This is a genomic window from Butyrivibrio sp., assembly GCF_017635265.1.
In the GTDB taxonomy this organism is placed as follows: domain Bacteria; phylum Bacillota; class Clostridia; order Lachnospirales; family Lachnospiraceae; genus Butyrivibrio.
The window spans coordinates 1-20213 of sequence record NZ_JAGBLU010000145.1; the positions used below are offsets into that span (position 1 = coordinate 1).

General features: G+C 38.9%; 16 protein-coding genes. 13 read left to right on the forward strand and 3 right to left on the reverse strand.

Features of this window, described 5'->3' with window-relative positions; translation table 11 throughout:
* Positions 1 to 792: 792 nt before the first annotated feature.
* On the reverse strand, positions 793 to 2835 hold the full coding sequence (abc-f, locus tag J6O61_RS18680) for a ribosomal protection-like ABC-F family protein (RefSeq protein ID WP_292215821.1): 2043 nt from the start codon (positions 2833 to 2835) through the stop codon (positions 793 to 795).
* A 154-nt stretch (positions 2836 to 2989) separates the two neighbouring features.
* On the opposite strand from abc-f, the gene J6O61_RS18685 reads away from it, so the two are divergent.
* The 5 genes from J6O61_RS18685 to rho all read left to right on the forward strand — a co-directional run bounded on the left by J6O61_RS18685 (position 2990) and on the right by rho (position 8784).
* Positions 2990 to 3622 carry a CPBP family intramembrane glutamic endopeptidase gene (locus tag J6O61_RS18685; RefSeq protein ID WP_292215822.1) on the forward strand — a complete coding sequence of 211 codons (633 nt, stop codon included), beginning with the start codon at positions 2990 to 2992 and terminating at the stop codon, positions 3620 to 3622.
* A 54-nt stretch (positions 3623 to 3676) separates the two neighbouring features.
* Positions 3677 to 5026 carry an NCS2 family permease gene (locus J6O61_RS18690; protein ID WP_330613830.1) on the forward strand — a complete coding sequence of 450 codons (1350 nt, stop codon included), beginning with the start codon at positions 3677 to 3679 and terminating at the stop codon, positions 5024 to 5026.
* Positions 5027 to 5179: 153 nt separating this feature from the next.
* On the forward strand, positions 5180 to 6115 hold the full coding sequence (gene hflK, locus J6O61_RS18695) for an FtsH protease activity modulator HflK (RefSeq protein WP_292215823.1): 936 nt from the start codon (positions 5180 to 5182) through the stop codon (positions 6113 to 6115).
* Between the two features lie 11 nt (positions 6116 to 6126).
* Entirely contained in the window at positions 6127 to 7017 is an 891-nt protein-coding gene (gene hflC, locus J6O61_RS18700) for a protease modulator HflC (protein ID WP_292215824.1), read from the forward strand.
* A gap of 276 nt (positions 7018 to 7293) precedes the next feature.
* Entirely contained in the window at positions 7294 to 8784 is a 1491-nt protein-coding gene (rho, locus tag J6O61_RS18705) for a transcription termination factor Rho (RefSeq protein ID WP_292215825.1), read from the forward strand.
* A gap of 55 nt (positions 8785 to 8839) precedes the next feature.
* Here the strand turns inward: rho and J6O61_RS18710 are convergent, their stop codons facing one another.
* A complete protein-coding gene (locus J6O61_RS18710) occupies positions 8840 to 9721 on the reverse strand; it encodes a PilZ domain-containing protein (protein ID WP_292215826.1) in 882 nt (293 codons plus the stop codon).
* A 160-nt stretch (positions 9722 to 9881) separates the two neighbouring features.
* Between J6O61_RS18710 and J6O61_RS18715 the strand changes: the two genes are divergently transcribed.
* The 8 genes from J6O61_RS18715 (at position 9882) to J6O61_RS18750 (ending at position 19925) form a co-directional block, all read left to right on the forward strand.
* Complete coding sequence (locus J6O61_RS18715; RefSeq protein WP_292215827.1) at positions 9882 to 10580, forward strand: YggS family pyridoxal phosphate-dependent enzyme; 699 nt, start codon at positions 9882 to 9884, stop codon at positions 10578 to 10580.
* 99 nt (positions 10581 to 10679) lie between these two features.
* Positions 10680 to 10952 carry a hypothetical protein gene (locus J6O61_RS18720; protein WP_292215828.1) on the forward strand — a complete coding sequence of 91 codons (273 nt, stop codon included), beginning with the start codon at positions 10680 to 10682 and terminating at the stop codon, positions 10950 to 10952.
* Positions 10953 to 11056: 104 nt separating this feature from the next.
* Positions 11057 to 12202 carry a GGDEF domain-containing protein gene (locus tag J6O61_RS18725; protein ID WP_292215829.1) on the forward strand — a complete coding sequence of 382 codons (1146 nt, stop codon included), beginning with the start codon at positions 11057 to 11059 and terminating at the stop codon, positions 12200 to 12202.
* 268 nt (positions 12203 to 12470) lie between these two features.
* A complete protein-coding gene (locus J6O61_RS18730; RefSeq protein ID WP_292215830.1) occupies positions 12471 to 15125 on the forward strand; it encodes a right-handed parallel beta-helix repeat-containing protein in 2655 nt (884 codons plus the stop codon).
* A 26-nt stretch (positions 15126 to 15151) separates the two neighbouring features.
* The gene (locus J6O61_RS18735; RefSeq protein ID WP_292215831.1) at positions 15152 to 16423 is read left to right on the forward strand and encodes a hypothetical protein; all 1272 of its coding nucleotides are present in this window, start codon (positions 15152 to 15154) and stop codon (positions 16421 to 16423) included.
* Positions 16423 to 17088 (forward strand): DUF6320 domain-containing protein, encoded by a 666-nt coding sequence (locus tag J6O61_RS18740; protein WP_292215832.1) that lies wholly within the window; start codon positions 16423 to 16425, stop codon positions 17086 to 17088. Before J6O61_RS18735 ends, J6O61_RS18740 begins: the two co-directional genes overlap by 1 nt.
* Before the next feature lie 177 nt (positions 17089 to 17265).
* On the forward strand, positions 17266 to 18501 hold the full coding sequence (locus J6O61_RS18745) for a pectin acetylesterase-family hydrolase (protein ID WP_292215833.1): 1236 nt from the start codon (positions 17266 to 17268) through the stop codon (positions 18499 to 18501).
* The gene (locus J6O61_RS18750) at positions 18498 to 19925 is read left to right on the forward strand and encodes an alpha-L-fucosidase (protein WP_292215834.1); all 1428 of its coding nucleotides are present in this window, start codon (positions 18498 to 18500) and stop codon (positions 19923 to 19925) included. Before J6O61_RS18745 ends, J6O61_RS18750 begins: the two co-directional genes overlap by 4 nt.
* A gap of 93 nt (positions 19926 to 20018) precedes the next feature.
* On the opposite strand, the gene J6O61_RS18755 is transcribed toward J6O61_RS18750, so the two are convergent.
* Positions 20019 to 20189: a hypothetical protein gene (locus tag J6O61_RS18755; protein WP_292215835.1), complete on the reverse strand. Its 171-nt coding sequence runs from the start codon at positions 20187 to 20189 to the stop codon at positions 20019 to 20021.
* Between the last annotated feature and the right edge of the window lie 24 nt (positions 20190 to 20213).

A 20213-nucleotide genomic window follows, 5' to 3' on the forward strand; every position in this document is an offset into this window, starting at 1 on the left:
AGTTCCGTCAGTTTGAGAACCTTGTTAGATTATAAAGGTGTAAAGCGCTGCTTTATGGACAGGAATCAAAGAGTATGTTTGAGAACCTTGTTAGATTATAAAGGTGTAAAGCAAAAAGGTAACTTCAATAGCTTACGTGTATGTTTGAGAACCTTGTTAGATTATAAACGTGTAAAACAAAACACATCTGAACAATGTTTACAGAATAGTTTGAGAACCTTGTTAGATTATAAAGGTGTAAAGCAGTATTCATCTTTTCTGTGGGACTGTGCTTGTTTGAGAACCTTGTTAGATAAGAAAGGCGTAAGGCACAGGCAACGCAAGCGGAAGTTATACTTCATTTGGTATGGTTAAGGAATAATTATTAGATGTAAAAAAATGGGAATGCTTGGTATGATAATGGGATGATGTTATGCAATAAATTTGAAAAAGTGTATCAGTTTGGCGGCTTAAACTGCCTAAATTAAAGATACTGATATTATAGCAGTACAAAATCGCTGAAAATGAACTATATTTTGATAAAAATGACCTAAAATAAATAGATTTGAAGGGATTATCAATAAATAAGTAACAGATAAATGATTGTTAGTAAAAAAAGCAAAAATTTAACTGCCGTAATTTAAATAATGCAAATTACGGCAGAGTCATGTTTTTAAAGTTTACGGTATTTTGGAAAAAGAGTAGATCTGGTGACTCTTATCTTCAGAAAGCAAATTCATGTGATTTGCTAACTGTTTAAAATTGAGAGATGTTCAGGCTACGTATCATATTAAGTTCCGAAAGGAATGCCGTTCATTCTGACAAGGTTTCCCACTCATCATACAGTGCTGCAAGCTTATCCTGAATTTCAGACTGTTCATCTGTGAGTTTTCTAAGCTTTGCAAGGTCTGTGCCTACCGATGGATCAGCGAGAAGTTCATTTATTTCTCCATCCCGTGTTTCGAGTTTTGCAATTTCTTCTTCACATTTTTTGAGTGCAGCTTCCTGCTTGCGCTTCTGGGCCTGAGCTTCTTTCTGGGCTTTCCAGTCCATAGCACCGCTTGAAGAGCTTTGTGCTGAAGAAGCAGCGCCCGTATCGTTTGAAGCCTGTGAGGAGGTTGTCATATTTGATGATGAAGAAGTATTGACTGAAAAAGCGCCATTATCACTTGATCCTGCATACTTAAAACTTCCTGAACCGAGAGAACTACCGTCATTTGTAGAGGTCTCGCCAAACAGTCTGTTGTTCTGCTCATCGCAGTGATCAATATAATAGTCGTAGTTGCCTATGTAGTTAACAATCCGGCCGTGAGTAAGATCTAGGATTCTTGTAGCTGTCTTGTTTATGAAATATCTGTCATGGCTAACATACAGGACAGTTCCCTCATAACCTGAAATTGCACTTTCAAGGATCTCTTTACTGGTTATATCAAGGTGGTTTGTAGGCTCATCCAGGATAAGAAAGTTGGCGTCGGAGAGCATAAGCTTTGCCAGCGAAACCCGGCCTTTTTCTCCGCCTGATAAGTCACCGATTCTCTTAAATACATCATCGCCTGTGAAAAGAAAAGCAGCAAGAGTGTTGCGTATTTCTGTATTATTAAGTGTCGGATAAGCATCTGAAATTTCTTCAAAAAGAGTCTTTTCATCGTGAAGAACGTGGTGCTCCTGATCGTAGTAACCAATCTGCACTTTTACTCCAAGTTCAATTTTTCCATGGTCAAGGGACTCGATGCCGTTGATCATTTTGAGCATGGTTGTTTTTCCTGTTCCGTTATCACCTATAATGGCAACGTGTTCGCCTTTTTTGATTTCGAAGCTTATATTGGAAAAGAGCTGTTCATTGCCAAAAGATTTGGAAATACCATCGACTGTAAGAACATCATTACCGCTTTCGCAGACAGGTTTAAGAGAAATCTTCATTCTGTCATCGATAACTGTCGGTTTGTCCAAAACCTCAATCTTATCCAGCATTTTTTCGCGGCTTTCAGCTCTTTTTATTGATTTTTCCCTGTTAAAGCTTTTTAGCTTTGCAATAACCTCTTCCTGATGCTTGATTTCCTGCTGTTGTTTTAAGTAGGCGCTGAGTTCAGCGGCTCTGACCTGTTCCTTTTTTATTGCGTAAGTGCTGTAGTTACCGGTAAAAGAGCTGACTTTTGTGTTTTCAACTTCGATTACCTTACCGGCAATTTTATCAAGGAAATATCTGTCGTGTGAAACAATAAGAACAGCCCCCTTGTAGTTTAAAAGGTAGTTTTCAAGCCATCTGATAGAATTCATATCAAGGTGGTTGGTTGGTTCGTCAAGGATAATAAGATCGGGCTTTTGAAGGAGCAGTTTACCAAGTGCTACTCTTGTTTTCTGACCGCCGGAGAGAGTAGAAATCTGTTTATCATATTCTTCCTGAATAAAACCAAGACCTTTTAATACGCCTAAGATTTCACTTTTCCAGGCATAGCCGGATTCTCTTTGAAACTTTTCGTTCATCCGGGTATATCTGTCCATAAGTCTTGTAAGATCATCACCTGTGAGATGTTTCATCGATTCTTCGGCATCTCTGAGCTCTTTTTCGAGATCAATGATATCTTTTTTTACTGTAACAAGCTCATCCCAAATGGTGTTTTGGGTGTCTATATTCTGATTCTGAGCAAGATAACCCCAGGAGGTGTCCTTTGAAAAAGTAACCTCACCATCATCAGGTGAGAGCTCTCCGATAATCATTTTTATGAGAGTGGTTTTGCCTGCGCCGTTGCTGCCTACAATAGCGGCTTTTTCATTATTTTCTATATGAAAAGAGGCACCTTTCAAAATGTCTTTTCCATCAAATGACTTGCATAAATTGTGAACTGATAAAATCATTGTTTTTCTCCATATGTAAATGCTGTGACAACACATTTTAGCATGATAATTTAAAAGATACAAAACTAATAATTTCTGAATAAATATGATTGACCTTGTCAAGACCTATATATATAATATGAGTGGATTTTTTGATTGTTCAAAGGAGTTTGCCTTGAAACGAATATATATACCTGTTGCGTGGGAACTTGTTTTTGTAATTGCCACAATTATATGGCCTAAGCAAGCTTTCCATTTATTTTTTGGATTCTATTTTGGATTACTTACATATTTCTATTTTATTTATAAGCAGTTCTCATTCAGAAAGCTGTACAAGAATTTTGGGAGAGTGACGGGATTTTGGATTCCGGTTGCAGCAACCTTTATTGGACTGATACTTGCGAGTAAGTTGAGGATGCTTTTGTCATCACAGTTTTCATTTAATATTGACGAGGGTGCTGTTAGCATAATAGTTCATAATGATATCGTTCCGACTTTCTTTTATGCTCTTATGATGATTATCATAAAGCCGGTATCGGAGGAACTTTTCTTTAGAAAAGCGCTAATTAGATTTGACAATAAAAAGCAAACTATATGCTTTACTATAATAAGCTTGATTCTGTGTGCACTGACAAGAGCACATGGACCGTTGGGGATTTTGGAATGGGCAGTCATGGCTCTTCCGGTAACAATTGCATATATTGCCACCAAAAACATTTATATATCGGTTATGGCTCACGTATTATTCGAGTTTTACGACAATATCTATGAGGTTGTTTACACTGTCGGAAGAATCTTGAATAGATGATTCTAAGTGTTTAAGAACAAATTTATAAATGTCTTCAAAGGAGAGGAAAAAAGTATGTTGGAGAAGTGTTTCAAACTCAAAGAGCATGGCACTACCGTAAAGAGGGAGGTGCTTGCCGGATTAACCACATTCCTTACTATGGCATATATTCTTGCCGTAAACCCTAACATTTTAGGAACAGTAATGAATGCAAACGGCGTATTTGTCGCAACTGCGCTTGCTTCTGCAATCGCAACATTTGTAATGGCTTTCTTGGCTAATTATCCGATCGGTCTTTCAGCAGGACTTGGACTTAATGCATATTTTGCATACACAGTTTGTCTTGGTGAACTTGCCGCAGAGGAGAATCCTTTCACAATCGCTCTCACAGCAGTATTTTGTGAAGGTATTATCTTTATTATTCTTTCATTCTTTAAATTCCGTGAGCAGATTATCAACAGCATTCCACAGAATCTTAAGTATGGAATTTCAGCAGGTATTGGTCTTTTCGTAGCATTTATCGGTATGCAGAATGCTCATATTATCGTTGCAAATGATGCAACAATAGTAGGACTTGGAAGCTTCTCGGATCTTGATATGGTTCTTGCCCTTGTAGGACTTATCATTATTGCAGCACTTGTTCATTACAATGTAACAGGTGGCGTTCTTATCGGAATCATTGCAACATGGATTATCGGTATGATTCTTCAGGCAACAGGAGCTTATACAGCAGCTAACCTTTTCCCTGATTTCTCACAGGGACTTCAGCTTGGCGCAATTTCAGAAACAGCATTTAAGCTTAACTTTGGATGGGCAGCTAAGCACCTTATCCAGTTCATTGCAATTACATTCAGCTTCCTTTATGTAGATCTTTTCGATACAGTCGGAACTGTTGTAGGTGTAGCTGATAAGGCAGGACTTCTTGATAAGGATGGAAACCTTCCAAGAGTTGGTCAGGTATTTATGGCAGACGCCGTTGGTACAACTGCAGGTGCTCTTCTTGGTACATCAACTGTAACAAGTTTTGTAGAGTCAAGTGCAGGTGTAGCTGCAGGTGGAAGAACAGGTCTTACAGCATTAACTACCGGCGTAATGTTCCTTGTTTCAATCGTTCTTAGCCCATTGTTCCTTGCTATTCCTTCATTTGCTACAGCTCCGGCACTTATCTATGTTGGTATGCTTATGCTTATGTCAATTGCAAAGGTTAAGTTTGATGGTGACATTGCTGATTCTGTAGGTGCTTATCTTGCAGTAGTTATGATGCCTCTTGCATATTCAATTGCTACAGGTATTATGTTCGCAGTTCTTGCATGGGTTATTCTTAAGGTTATTACCAAGAAGGCTAAAGATGTAAGTCCGGTTATGTGGATCGTATTTGCATTATTTGTTCTGAGAATTGCAGCTCTTATTTTTAATTTCCAGTAATATATTTTTGAACAAAAGGATGCATGACATGCTGTATGAGTGCATGTCATGCATTTTTAATATCATACGAGGAAATTGCTTTGCAATACCGCTCGGACGCGAAGAGTCGCGAGCGACTCTTTATTATTTCTATTGTGCTTATGGAGAATATATATGTCAGCTAAAAAAAATAATGGTTTTGTAACTAAGAAGTTTAGCCTGAAGATAGTGTTTATTGTTATTGCAGCTCTATTTGTGCTGACTCTTGCTCAGGGTAGTTTTTACTCTGTAAAAGAGCAGGAACAGGCTATTCTTACAATGTTTGGAAAAGTTGTCAGAGTTGATACTGCAGGACTCTATTTTAAAATCCCATTTATTCAGCAGGTTCATCTGGTAGATATGACTACTCACGGTATCGGTATCGGATATGTTCTTAAGGATGGTCAGAACATAACTGTTGAAGATGAAGGAGTTATGATCACGTCTGACTTTAACTTTGTAGATATTGATTTTTATTTGGAATACAAGGTCAGCGATCCTGTTGCTGCATATTATAACAGCGAAGATCCTGAAATGATCATGAAAAACATGGCACTTGCCAGCATCAGAAACACAGTGGTTAATTATCCTGTTGATGATGTTATTACCACAGCAAAGGGGCAGATACAGGCAGAGGTTAAGGAAAGACTTACAAACGAACTTGCCGAAAAAAATATTGGTATGTCTGTAGTGAATATTTCTGTACAGGATGCTGAGCCACCGACAGAGGATATTGTTCAGGCGTTTAAGTCTGTAGAGACAGCCAAGCAGGGAAAAGAAACTGCTGTAAACAATGCCAGGAAGTATCAGAGTGAGGAACTTCCCAAGGCAGAGGCTGCTGCTGATAAAATCCTACAGGACGCAGAAGCTGCCAAACAGGCCAGAATCGCAGAAGCTGAAGGTCAGGTTGCCAGATTTAATGAGATGTACGAACAATATAAGCTTCAGCCATACATCACCAAGAAGAGACTTTTTTATGAAACAATGGAAGAGCTTCTTCCTGATTTAAAGGTAATAATAACAGATGGAAACACACAGCAGATGCTTCCGCTTGACAGTTTTAACGGATAAGGAGAACGACTATGGAAACAGTTAATGAAAAAAAAGGCATTTTTAAATATGTTTTACTTGTTGTAGTTCTCTTTTTAGCATTCATGGTGGGAGCTTCAACATATGTGGTTCATCAAAATGAATATGTAACTGTAAGAAGATTTGGTAAGATAATCAATATTGCGCAGGATCCGGGACTTCATTTTAAGACACCGTTTATGGACAGTACACAGTCAATTTCAGCAAAAGTAATCCTTTATGATATTCCTCAGTCCGATGTAATAACAAAGGATAAGAAGTCTATGATCACAGATACCTATGTCCTTTGGAAAGTATCTGATCCCCTTAAATATGTTCAGACACTTAATGCCATTGACGCAAGAGCAGAGGAGAGAATTGAGGCATCTGTCTATAATGCTACGAAAAATGCCATATCTTCAATGACTCAGGATGAAGTTATTGAGGCAAGAGGTGAGCAGCTTACACAGCTTATTACAACAGAGGCAGGTTCCGATATGGAAGGATACGGAATTGCCATAGTTCAGGCTCAGATCAAAGCTTTGGATCTTCCTGATGATAATAAACAGGCTGTTTATGACAGAATGATTTCTGAAAGAAATAATATTGCTGCTTCTTATACTGCGCAGGGTGATGCAGAGGCTCAGAAGATTCAGAACGAAACTGACAAGCAGGTTGCCATCATAAAAGCTCAGGCACAAAAAGATGCGGCTGTTTTAGAGGCAGAAGGAGAGGCTGCATATATGGAGACACTTTCCAAAGCCTATGACACAGAGGAAAAAGCAGACTTTTACAGCTATATCAGAGGCCTTGATGCTCTCAAGGAGTCACTAAAGGGTGAGAAGACACTGATTCTTGATAAGAATTCAGAACTTGCTCAGATCCTTTATGGTAATTTTAATTAAATAATAAGCAGTAGGTTAAGGCGTCCCTTGGGGGCGCCTTTTTATGTCTGCCGACGTAAAAAAAGCAGCACACAAAAAATTAATAATTTAACTGTTGATTTTCTTTTTTTTATGTTGTAAGGTATTTGTGACATAACGTTAGTTTACAGTATAAGTTATTTCTATTAGGACAGAATTCGTCAGATTGACGTAAATCGTTCGAAGATCCCACGTTAAGAGCTTTTATAGATACAAGGTATTGTTGATATAGTGCGTTATGCACAGAATGGAGTTAATTTGAGAGAAAAATACGAAACATTAAAACTTAGTGACCTCAGAGAAATTGCAAAATCAAGAGGAATAAAAGGCGCAACATCCATGAAGAAAGCGGAGATCATTGATCTTATGTGCGAAATGGATGAAAAAGAGACCAAAACCAAAACAGAGAAAAAAATTGAAAAGGCTCCAAAGGCTGAAAAAACTGAGAAATCAGATAAAACTGAAAAGTCAAAGGATAGCGAAGCACATTCAGAAAAAACTCAGAATCATGAAAAGAATGGTGCACATCGCAAAAATATCGTGGTTAAGACTGTAAAGAAAGAGGAAACAGCTGAGACTGCCAAGACAGAGCCTAAGAAGGAAGAGCCGGAGACACCTGTGGCTGATGGCGATGCTGCAGATGGAATCCTTGAAGTTATGCAGGACGGATATGGATTTATCAGATGTGAGAATTATCTTCCCGGTGAAAATGATGTATATGTAGCACCAAGTGTTATAAGAAAGTTTAACCTTAAGACCGGAGATATCCTTAAGGGAAGATGCAGAGAGAAAAAGGAATCTGACAAGTTCGCTGCTCTTGCAGTACTTGATTCTGTAAATGGGTACAAACCTGAAGTAGCTATGGGAAGGTGGAACTTTGAAAATATGACACCTATTTTCCCAAATTCAAGGATTAAGCTGGAACAGCCGGGGGCATCTGTAGCCATGAGGATTATGGACCTTATAAGCCCAATAGGTAAGGGACAGAGAGGTATGATAGTTTCCCCTCCAAAGGCAGGTAAGACAACTCTTCTTAAGGATGTTGCAAAGTCTATTCTTAAAAACAGTCCTGATATGCATCTTCTTATCCTGCTTATAGATGAGCGTCCCGAGGAAGTTACAGATATCAAGGAGTCAATAGAAGGATCAAATGTAGAAGTTATCTATTCTACATTCGATGAGCTTCCGGAACACCATAAGAGAGTAGCAGAGATGGTTATGGAAAGAGCGAAGCGCCTTGTTGAGCATGGCAAGGATGTTGTTATACTTCTCGACTCAATTACACGTCTTACAAGAGCTTATAACATTGTAGTTCCACCTTCAGGAAGAACTCTTTCCGGTGGTCTTGACCCTGCAGCTCTTCATATGCCTAAAAAGTTCTTCGGAGCTGCCAGAAACATGAGAGAGGGCGGAAGTCTTACAATCCTTGCAACAGCTCTTATTGAGACAGGTTCCAAGATGGATGATGTTATTTACGAGGAGTTTAAAGGAACCGGTAACATGGAAATGGTTCTTGACAGAAAGCTTCAGGAAAAGAGAATCTTCCCTGCAATCAATATACCAAAATCAAGTACAAGACGAGAGGATCTTCTTCTTTCGAGTGAAGAGCTTGCTGCTATTAACAGCTTAAGAAAGGGATTCAACGGCATGAAAGCAGATGATGCTGTTGATCAGTGCATAAACCTCTTCTCCAAGACCAGAAACAACGTAGAATTTGTTCGTATGGTTGAAAAGCAGATTCGTTATTGATAATAATAATAAAAACCATGTCCTATTGATTAAATGATAGGGCATGGTTTTTTTGTTAGATATCTCGCAGATCAAGAAGGTTTTCAATTTCTTTGGCCTGTTTTGCCATGTTTTCTTCCTTCTTTTTCTGACGAAGTGTTTTATCTGTAATATGCTCAAGGTTAGAAGGATCAAAAGGATTGGTACCGTTAGAAGCAATGTTTAGTGCTTTCTTTTCATCGGGTACAATCTCTTTGGCAATATCTTCCTCGACCTCGTTGATTTGTTGCTTTTGGGATATTTCGGGATTCAGGTTTATTTCAGGTGCTTCGGCCAGCGGAGCATGTTTTTCATTTCGCTTTGCAGCCAAAAGACCGATCAGGTCTACATTTAAGTTGGATATGCTGCAACCGACAGCATTTTTACCCTGAATATCAAAATTTCTGACTACAATAGTGCTCATTTCATAGTTGTGGAGTGTGGCACCATAGCGGAACCTGACATCAAGCGCATCTCCGGGCTTTAAAGTTGTATTTTTGTCTAAAATAAGTGAAATGCCTCTGAGTGAGATGTCGTGTATGATACAGTTTTTTAGATCGGCGTTGTTGCCGTTAACTGACATAAGTCCGAGCTTTTCAATATAAAATCTTTCAGCTCTTCTGGAGTTTTCGGGTTCAAGCTTTGAAGAAGCTTTTATCAGGTGAAAATTACCATATCTGGTTTTGACAGGAGTAATTGTTGTAGACATGAATTTGTAGATACGACCGTCACGTTTGTTGAATACCTGAACCTGAGATGGCTCTAAAAACTGCATATATTTGCCAAAGTATTCCATTGGCTTGACCAATAGACCGGCAGATACACCAAATACGGCTTCTGTCATAATGACAATACTGTGACCACCGATTGCGGCATAGATTTTTATCTCGGAACCATTTGCAATGTCATTGACATTCATTATTATATAATACCCCCTCTTTAGGAACTGAAGTAAAGTTCCTTACTATTTCTCTTTTTGGTTAGAGAGTTTTATCCCCTAAAAATATGATATAATAAGCCCCAGAAAAAATAAAGCGTAAAAACGTTTAAAGTTATAAACATAAATGGAGCGAGACAGTATGATCAAAGAAAATCTTGAGTTTGTGGAAAAAAGAATAAGTGATGCCTGCAAAAGAGCAGGGAGGGATAGAAGTGAAGTGACTTTAATAGCTGTCAGTAAGACAAAGCCTGTCAGCGACATCAGACAGGCTATGGAAAGCGGAATAAGAGTCTTTGGTGAAAATAAGGTGCAGGAGATCAGAGATAAGCATGCTGAAATCACGGAGCCTCTTGAATGGCATATGATTGGACATCTTCAGGCCAATAAAGTCAAATATCTTCCGGGGATTGTCTGTATGATACATTCAGTTGACAATGAAAAGCTGGCACTTGAGATTGAAAAACAGTTTTCAAAGGCTTCCCTTGTTGCTGATGTTCTTATTGAAGTTAATATGGCAGGTGAAGATACTAAATTTGGGATCAGACCTGATGAGGCACTGGATTTTGTAAAGAGTATAAGTGTTTTAAAACACCTTAATATAAGGGGACTTATGACAATTGCTCCATATACTGATGATCCTGAAAGTAACAGAGTCTATTTTAAAGGCTTAAGAGAACTTAAGGACAGGATAAATGCCGGGAATATTGATGGCGTTCAAATGGATACGTTATCTATGGGAATGACAGGCGATTACGAGGTTGCCATAGAGGAGGGAGCCACATTTGTGCGTGTTGGCACAGGTATTTTTGGTGAAAGAAATTATTCAAATATTAAATAAATATAAACGAATTTACACTAAAACTGCCAGATAGTATAATTGATTTATACTATTTGGCTCTTTTTTTGAGATTATTAAGCTGAATAAAGGATGTTTTATATGTTAAAGACCATTCCATTGAGCAAAAATTATACTATAGATCAACTGAATCATTTGATAGATACCGGCCATGTGTTTATTACTCCTTTTGTGCTTAACAGAACTGCGTATATTGTGGTAAATCATAAGCCTTTTATGGTCATTACAACGGATATTTCCATAAAAGGAGTTCAGCTTAGCGGCGCCTGGTACTCATGGGAAGATCTTGAGGCTATGGGTGGTGTTTATGAGTCTGAATTCGATGCTTTAAAGGCTATAGCAGGTGGAGCTTAAGTCCCAAATTATAAACAATGTATAAAATCGCATAAAAATTCATTACAAGGCTACTTTTTCGTGATAAAATTCTTTCATTGCACGAAAATGGTGGAGGTTTTATTTTGGGGTACGTTTTTTACTATGTAGAAGCCCATTTGGCTTGTCTTTTTTTATTGAGCATAATCCTGTATAAAATTGCCAAAGGTGTTAATAAAGATCTTTCGACAGTTTATCTTGGCGACATAGTCTTTGTGACAATGCTGTATTTTTTGGCGGAAATTTTCTGGGCACTTGTTGACGGCAATGTTATAAACAGCACTAAGCCTCTTCTTTATTTATCCAACATATTTACTTATCTGTTAGTAAGTTTAGACGCATATTTGTGGTTTATTTTGTCGGAAACTCTTCAAAAAGGCAAAATAGTAGAAAAGGATATTGCCAAACTTCTTATAAGCATTCCTGTGTGGATTTCAGGAATATTATGTATCTCTGCGTACAGAACAGGTCTTGTTTTTTACGTGGACGAAAATAACGTTCTGGTAGGCGGAAAATTATATGTGATTCTGATTATCGTTCCGTTTGGATATCTGATAGCATCTTCTGTAAAGGCTTTTTACAGAGCTCTTGATAAAGACAGATATGCCGATAGAGGAATGTATTTTATGATCGGCGTATTTCCTGCAATGCCGATTATTCTGGGTATAATGCAGGCACTTTATTGGAGAGTTCCGTTTGTCTGTTACGGCATGGTCGCTGCTGTTTTTTATGTTTATGTGACTCAGATGGAAGGTCTGATATCGCTTGATCCTCTTACTCAGATAAATAACAAAAATCAGATGTACAGATATCTTGCCAAGAAGATGAGAGAAGAAGATCCTGGAATGTCTCTTTTTATTCTTCTGATTGACATTGATCATTTCAGAACAGTTAATGAAACCTATGGACACCTTGAGGGAGACAATGCGCTTGTCAGAGTGGCAGATGCCATTAAGGATGCCTGTCAGGGACCAAGAAGCAGATTTTTTGTTTCAAGATATGGCGGGGATGAATTTATCGTTGTAGCTGAGATGTCTTACAGAGCTGAAGCAACATGGCTTGCTGACCAGATCAAGAATAATATAAAACGTATAACTCAAAACTACGGTACTAACTATGATCTTTCAGTGAGCGTTGGAATTGCCCAGTATGATTACAATTCACCGATATCGCTTCAGGCATTTATTGCCAGAGCAGATTCTGATCTCTATAAGCAAAAGAAGATTAATTGAATAAAAGAATGATTGATAATACCTATGAATGCTTACGCCTATAGCGCAAGCGTTCTTTTAATTTAGAAAAGCCTGCCGATAAGACTTACCAACAGTCCGGCAAGGATAAAAGCGGCAAGTATTGCAAAAGCATAGATGAATTTCATTCGTCCCATAACAGTTAATCTCCTATTCTAAAAAGTGCCTTTATTTAAGGAAAAGTATACCATAAAAGTGTTATACTATTTATAGATATTTCTTGATATATGTCGTATTACAGGAGGGGAGTATGCAGATATATGTAGCGGGTAATGTACCACGAAGTGGTGATGGCAGCGTTAATCATCCTTTTAGAACCATTCAGGAAGCTGCGGATACAGCAAGGTCAGGTGATATCGTTTTAGTTGCACCGGGAATTTACAGAGAATGGGTAAAACCAAAAAACTCCGGCAGCGAGGATGCAAGGATCGTATATAAAAGTACAGCCAGAGGAGCAGCGATAATAACAGGCTCCGAGGAACTAAAGGGATGGGAAGCCTTTGAAAATGTATGGAGGGTACGGATCCCCAACAGCTTTTTTGGTGAGTACAATCCATATATTTCTGAAGTTTCAGGTGATTGGTTTTCTTCACAGGACAAAAATCCCCACACAGGTGAAGTATATCTAAATGGCAGATCAATGACGGAAGTATTTGATCTTTCTTTTTGTATGCATCCATCTAAGGATAAGCGCTCCTGGGATCCCGATTTTTCTGAGTATGTATGGTTTACTGCTCAGGAAGACAACAATACTGTTATTTATGCTAATTTTCAGGGAAAAGACCCTAATCAGGAAGAAGTGGAATTGGCAGTCAGAAGAGCCTGCTTTTTCCCTGAAACAAAAGGGATTAACTATATTACTTTAAGCGGATTTACAATTAAAAATGCTGCAACACAGTGGGCGCCACCTACCGCTATGCAGGAAGGTATGGTAGGACCTAACTGGTCCAAGGGATGGATAATTGAAGAGTGTGAGATCAGCGAGTCTAAATGTGTCGGAATCAGCCTTGGCAAGTACTACCAGAAGGGGAATAACAATAAATGGACAACCTACTGGCTAAAGGACGGGACGCAAAACCAGAGAGATGCAGTCTGCCAGGCGGTTAACGACGGATGGGATAAGGAGACAATAGGCTCACATATCGTAAGAAGGTGCGATATTCATGATTGCGGTCAGGCAGGTATTGTGGGACATATGGGATGCGCATTTTCAATCATTGAAGACAATCACATCCACCACATCAATAATAAACATAATCTTGCCGGTGCCGAGATTGGCGGTATAAAGCTTCATGCAGCCATAGATACTCAAATAAGACGAAATCATATCGATCATTGTACCAGAGGCATATGGCTTGACTGGGAAGCACAGGGTACGAGAGTTTCCCAGAACTTTCTTCATGATAATGTTCCGCCAAAAGGAACAATCATAGAAAGCGGTCTTGCTCTTGGAGAGGATATTTTTATAGAAGTATCCCACGGTCCCACACTTGTAGATCATAATCTGCTTTTGTCAGATATTGCAGCAAGACTCAGTACTCAGGGTATAGCCTTTGTACACAACCTTATAGCAGGTTCTTTTACCTATGTGGGAAACGGAACAGATAATGGCGGCAAGAAGTTTGCAACAAACAGATACACTCCATATCACGTGCCACACTCTACCGCGATTGCAGGTTTCATGACAATCCTTCATGGTGATGCGAGATTTTATAACAATATTTTTGTTCAAAAGACTATAAGACAGGACCTTCTTGACTACTGCGTTTCAAAAGAGGCAGATACAGTAGACAAGAACAATTTTATATGCGGAACAATTCCCTACAATACTTATCCAAGTCCTGCCGAGTACTTTGGAAAATTTGGGAAGAATGCCAAGAAGACTCTTGGTTCCAATGACCATTACTATGATCACCTGCCGGTTTACTTTGGCGGCAATGCCTATTTCAATGGTGCAAGGAGCTGCGATTTTGAACCATCGGCCCATGTGGATAAAGACCACAAGATAAGTCTTTATATTGATGAGGAAGACGGAAGATACACGCTTCACACAAATCTTTACGAGTATCTTCCAAGGAATTTTACGCTTCCGGTTAACTCTGATATATTGGGGCTTGCCTTTGAGCCGGAGCAAAGATTTGAAAATCCTGATGGCAGTGCGATTATCTTTGATCTTGATTATTTTGGAAGGAAAAGAGGAAGATTTCCTGCATCAGGTCCCTTTGAGGAATGTGGAAGCGACAGATTTACAGTTCAGACACCACTGTTTTATTCCTACAGGCTAAAGCATGACGAAAATGCCAGAATTGAGGAAAAAAACAATGCCGGGGAAGATGATTCTAAGTATGAGTCCGAATCTGAAATGGTTGCCGATACAATCGGATTTGAAACGGATATTGGAGATTATGTTGCTGAAGTAAATGCTAATGTGTTGCTTACAGGATGTTCAAATGTAGGCATTAAGTTCCCGTTTGAAGGCGAGCTGTTTGTGGTCAGTGATATGTTCGTCAAGGGAAATGAAGTGTGGCTCTATGATTCTGCCGCTGAAAAACTTGTGGAGCTTGACTGCGAGTATGGAATATATCATAGTTTAAAAAAGTGGTCGGTTGGAGCACTGCAGTCACTGGATGTAACAGAGGATCCCAACGCAGAAGGGATAGTAAGGACTGCAGGGACACTTCTTTGTATCTTAAATAAGAGCTTGGCACATGATCCGGCTGATACATGCAGTACCATCGAAGAGAAGGTCAATACCGGTCTGGAGCCAAAGGGCATTAAGATGAGATTTAAGCCCAAGTATTTAAAGTTTATTAAGGGCAAAAAGTTCATATCACTTGAGGATGTTATCTATAGGATAAGCAGAGCATCTATGGATATAGTTACCGAGAGAATTGAACATTTATAAAAAATAGATAAGGATTAGAATTTTTAATGGAGAGAAAGAATTGGTACAAGCTCGATAATGCTGCGAAGATCGTTCCGTCCACAGCAAGAGGAGCAAACACTAGAGTATTCAGACTTACATGTGAGTTAAAAGAAAATGTTGATAAGGATACACTTCAGATAGCACTTGATGAAACTATTGATGAGTTCCCTTTTTTTAACTGTGTTCTTCACAGAGGAATTTTTTGGTATTACTTGGAGGATAGTGACCTTAAACCTATTGTTGAAGAGGAGCATACGCCTGCGTGCATGCCGCTTTATATTCCGGGACACAAAAATCTGTTATACAGAGTAAACTTTTTTGAGAAGAGAATAAATCTTGAAATGTTCCATGTTCTTGCAGACGGAACAGGGGCGTTTATGTTTTTTAAGACACTAATAATCAGATATCTTCAGCTAAGACATAACCTTAGCGAGGATATCAAACCGATAGATGAGTTTTCTGTAGAAGAAAAGAATGTGGATGCCTTTACTGATAATTATAGTAAGCAAAAGGGACTCAAGCAGTTAAAAGAAATGTCTTCAGTAAAAGCATATCAGGTAGGCGGTGATCTTGATGAGAACCTTCTTCCGCATCTGCTGGAGGGAACTGTATCAAGCAGTAAATTTCTGGCATTTGCCCATGAATACAACACGACTGTCGGCGTATTGTGCGTTGCAATTTACATTAAGGCTGCGATACTTAGCATGAATAGGGGACAAAAAAAGAGACACGTTGTAGTAAGCGTCCCCGTTAATTTAAGACAGTTTTATCACAGCGGAACAGCAAGGAATTTCTTTGGTGTTATCAATATTGATTATGATCCTTCCAATTATGACGGAAATCTATCATCAATTATTGAACCTGTTGATAAAAAGTTTAAGGAAAAGCTTTCAGCAGAAAACATTGAGCAGACTATGAATTCATATTCTGCGCTGGAACATAACCTGGCCGTTAAAGTAGTTCCGCTGCCTATTAAGGATTTTACAATCGGCAGATTTGATTCAGCAGCAAAAAAAGGTGTTACCACGTCAATGTCCAATATCGGAAGGATAAAGATGCCAAAAGAGGTTGAAGAATATATAGACAGATTCAGTGCCTTTATGACAGCCTCATCCCAGCAGGTTACAGTATGCTCTTTTGGTGACAAGATGACCTTTGGAGAGGCATCACCTTATAAAACCCACAGAGTCATGCTTAATTTCTTTAGATGCTTATCAGAAGCCGGAATAGAAGTTGAGCTTGGTTCTAATGATTATGACGGGGAGGTTTTAGCGTGATGCAGATATGTCCTAAGTGTAAAGTAAATATCAGAGGCAACAAGAGCTGTTGCCCATTATGTCAGGGGAAACTTAAAAATGTTGAAGGCGAGCTTAGTCCCTCTTTTCCCACAATAAAAAGAAAAAAAATCAGTAATATTACTTTTTTGAAGGTATGTACATTTTTGTTTGTGGCATCTGAGATCGTGTTTACCACCATCAATATCATGACTGCGGGAAAATATCCTTTTATCAGTCCTGTTATGCTGGGAATTCTGGCCGGATGGATAACCATAATAACAACCATGTACCTTAGAAACAATCTCATAAAGGTAATAACCTGGGAAGTGATAGTTGCGATAGTAATAGATATCTACGTTGACATTCACACGGGCTTTAAAGGATGGAGTATAGAGTGGATGATTCCGCTGACACTGATCGGTCTGGCAATTGCAACCATCATTACAGCCCATGTGTTAAAACTAAGGCTTGATGAGTATATTCTTTACCTGGTCCTGGACCTTGTGATGGTTCTTTTGCAGATAATACTAATCAGAAATGGAGTCAATCAGGTTCCGTGGCCTGCAGTAAGCAGTGTGATGATTTATCTGATTCTTTTTGCAGCCGTAATAATATTCAGATTTAATGACTTAAAGAATGCTTCCGAAAAGATGTTTAATATGTGATGATATAGGTGTCACAGATTAAATATGTATTCATGCTTGCATGAGTAAACATATTTGATCTGGTGACCCTAACAAGCATGAGGAAGTAGGCATATGTGCCGGATTCCTCATGCTTGTAGGATTGAGAGAGCGAAGCGGAGCAATCCGTATATCATCACAAAGTGTAATAGGTGTTTCATGAGTTTAAAAAACAGACTTAATAAAAACAACTTCAAAAGGGGAATTGTCTTTGCAAGTAAGGTGGGAGATTTTGTTGAGAACTCTATAGGCAAAGCCATGGAGGACAGAAACAGACTTGCAGATGAACTTCCGGATGATCCTCAGGAGATGACATGGTACAGAGTAAGCCTTCCAAAGGGGCTTTCCGGAGACGGCTCCGAGTACTATATTTACGTTAAAATAGCTAATCCTGACAAATTGTGTATCTTTTTATCGGGAGGCGGAGTTGCATGGAATGAGTATACTGCAGCAAGGCCTGTTACCGGTGGGAAAGTAGCAGCTCACCTGCCAAACTTTTATTGGAACAATTTAAGGCCCTTTACCCAGATTATGAATATCAATGTGGGGATTACGGATATATCATCAGATAAAAATCCGTTCAAGGACTGGAGCTTTGTGGTAATAACATATGCAACCGGAGATTTTCATATCGGCAACAATGATTATACTTACAAATCGGAAGATGGCAAGGAGGAAGTGCTTCACTTCCATGGATATGTAAATTTTTTGGAGAGTATGAAAGTCTCCAAAAAACTATTTCCAAAGCCGTCAAAGCTTTTAATAGCCGGCAATTCAGCCGGAGCCTTTGCGGTGCCTGCACTTGCAGGAGAGATTGTGGATGATTATTATCCGGGAGCCGGAAATATCACATTGTTTTCTGATAGTGGTCAGCTCTTATATAAGAACTGGAGAAAAACCGCAAAGAATATCTGGAAGACCAAGGAAAGCCTTTGGAAGCCCATAGTATCAGACAATATTACTTTGGACTGGTATAAAGCATTATATACAAAGTATGGGGACAGATTCAAACTTCTTTATTCAAGCTCAACCAGAGATTATCTTCTGAGCGCTTATTACAATGACATTATTCGCAAGAAATATGAGACAGACGCAGCTGTTCAGGATGAATATTACTTGCAGCTTCGTCATATGATAAAAGAGCTAAAGAGTATAACTCCGGCTTTTGGAATCTTTATAGATGATTGGAAAATTCCCCTTATAACAATGGGAGGAACTGTTCACACCAGTGTAAGAGAGCTCCATTTTACAGCTTTTACCCAGAATGGTATATCCATGGCCCAGTGGCTTGGGGATGCAGTTGAGGGAAAGGTATATGATGTGGGAATGGATCTTTTGCGAGATGATAAAGAAAAGACAAAAAAGAAAGGGATAGCTAGGACTAGAAAGAAATGACTTACACAGCGGATTGGGATTCATTATCAAATTACAGAGTGCCACAGTGGTATTCAGACGCAAAATTTGGAATATTCATTCATTTTGGAGTATATTCTGTTCCTGCATATGCTAATGAGTGGTATTCAAGAAACATGTATATTCAGGGAACAAGAGAGTTTGAACATCATGTAAATACTTACGGACCTCACAAGGACTTTGGGTATAAAGACTTTATTCCCATGTTCAAAGCAGAAAAATTTAATGCTGATGAATGGGCGGAGCTTTTTAAAAAGGCCGGAGCTAAATATGTAGTTCCTGTAGCTGAACATCATGATGGTTTTCAGATGTATAAGAGTAAAATTTCAAAGTGGAATTCTTATGAGATGGGACCAAAGATTGATTATCTTGGAGAGCTTAAAAAGAGCGTAGAGAAAAAAGAAATGCGACTGGGAGCCTCTTCTCACAGAATTGAGCACTGGTTTTTTATGAGCCATGGAAGAGATTTTGAGAGTGATATAAATGATTCCATTACAAAAGATAGCCTTTATTGGCCGGCGATGAAGGAACCTGCCGATCACTATGATCTTTATGCTGAGCCTGCACCGACCGCAGAGTTTATGGAGGATTGGCTTCTAAGAACCAGGGAAATCATTGATAATTATCATCCTGAAGTCCTTTATTTTGACTGGTGGATACAGGAAGCGTGTTTAAAGCAATATCTTAGGGAAATGGCGGCATATTATTATAATGAGATGGAGAAAATCGGAAAGGTCGGTGTGATCAATTATAAGCATGACGCCTTCCCGTTCGGAGTTGCAGTTCCTGATGTTGAAAGAGGACAGATGGCTACTGCACAGCCTTTTATCTGGCAGACAGATACTGCCATTGGAAGACGCTCATGGTGTTACACAACAGACAACGAGTACAAGGATTCAGAGGAAATTGTATGCAATCTCATTGATGCCGTCTCCAAAAATGGAAATATGCTTCTTAATGTGGGACCAAAGCCTGATGGAACAATATCGGAAGATGATAAGAAAACGCTTCTTGGAATTGGAAAGTGGCTTTCTGAAAACGGAGAGGCGATTTATGATTCAAAGCCATACAGAGTCGCAGAGGAAGGTCCAACCAAGATGGCAGGAGGTCAGTTTACCGATAAGAGTAAGATTATTTACACACCTGAAGATATCAGATTTACAGTAGGGCATGGAAATATTTATGCTCATGTGCTCAAATGTGCTGATAACGGTGAGTATATAATTAAGAGCCTGGGTATTCAAAAAGATGCTGCAAGTTCAAGGGGATTTTCGGGTATTATCAAAAATATCAGTATTTTAGCGGATAATAGTCCTGTAAGTTTTGATAGAAAAGATGATGGACTCCACTTAAAGACAGAATATAGAAGTGATATGCCTGTTGTATTCAAAATTGAAATGCTGTAAATGATTCAGGTGGAAGTTCTGCCAGTCGTGAAACGGTTTAATTTAAAAATGCTTCAATAATGTTCAGATACCGGACATTATTGAAGCCTGCCGTCAATCGACGAAACAGGCTTCTATCTGAGCTTCGTATTCATCACGAAGTTCCTCAGGTATATCATATTCATCCAGCGCTTCCGCAACGGACCAGTGCTCATTGGTCATAGAACGAAGAATGCTACGTATAATAAGCAGGTCTGAAGCCTCCAAAGTAGCAACTTTATTCATAACACGTCCTCCTCAAAAAAACGA

Coding starts and splice junctions, on each gene's coding strand:
- hflC (WP_292215824.1), top strand. CDS start 6,127: ATGGAAACAGTTAATGAAAAAAAAGGCATTTTTAAATATGTTTTACTT.
- J6O61_RS18750 (WP_292215834.1), top strand. CDS start 18,498: ATGACTTACACAGCGGATTGGGATTCATTATCAAATTACAGAGTGCCA.
- J6O61_RS18755 (WP_292215835.1), bottom strand. CDS start 20,189: ATGAATAAAGTTGCTACTTTGGAGGCTTCAGACCTGCTTATTATACGT.
- abc-f (WP_292215821.1), bottom strand. CDS start 2,835: ATGATTTTATCAGTTCACAATTTATGCAAGTCATTTGATGGAAAAGAC.
- J6O61_RS18730 (WP_292215830.1), top strand. CDS start 12,471: ATGCAGATATATGTAGCGGGTAATGTACCACGAAGTGGTGATGGCAGC.
- J6O61_RS18720 (WP_292215828.1), top strand. CDS start 10,680: ATGTTAAAGACCATTCCATTGAGCAAAAATTATACTATAGATCAACTG.
- J6O61_RS18735 (WP_292215831.1), top strand. CDS start 15,152: ATGGAGAGAAAGAATTGGTACAAGCTCGATAATGCTGCGAAGATCGTT.
- J6O61_RS18715 (WP_292215827.1), top strand. CDS start 9,882: ATGATCAAAGAAAATCTTGAGTTTGTGGAAAAAAGAATAAGTGATGCC.
- hflK (WP_292215823.1), top strand. CDS start 5,180: ATGTCAGCTAAAAAAAATAATGGTTTTGTAACTAAGAAGTTTAGCCTG.
- J6O61_RS18690 (WP_330613830.1), top strand. CDS start 3,677: ATGTTGGAGAAGTGTTTCAAACTCAAAGAGCATGGCACTACCGTAAAG.
- J6O61_RS18710 (WP_292215826.1), bottom strand. CDS start 9,721: ATGAATGTCAATGACATTGCAAATGGTTCCGAGATAAAAATCTATGCC.
- J6O61_RS18745 (WP_292215833.1), top strand. CDS start 17,266: ATGAGTTTAAAAAACAGACTTAATAAAAACAACTTCAAAAGGGGAATT.
- J6O61_RS18740 (WP_292215832.1), top strand. CDS start 16,423: ATGCAGATATGTCCTAAGTGTAAAGTAAATATCAGAGGCAACAAGAGC.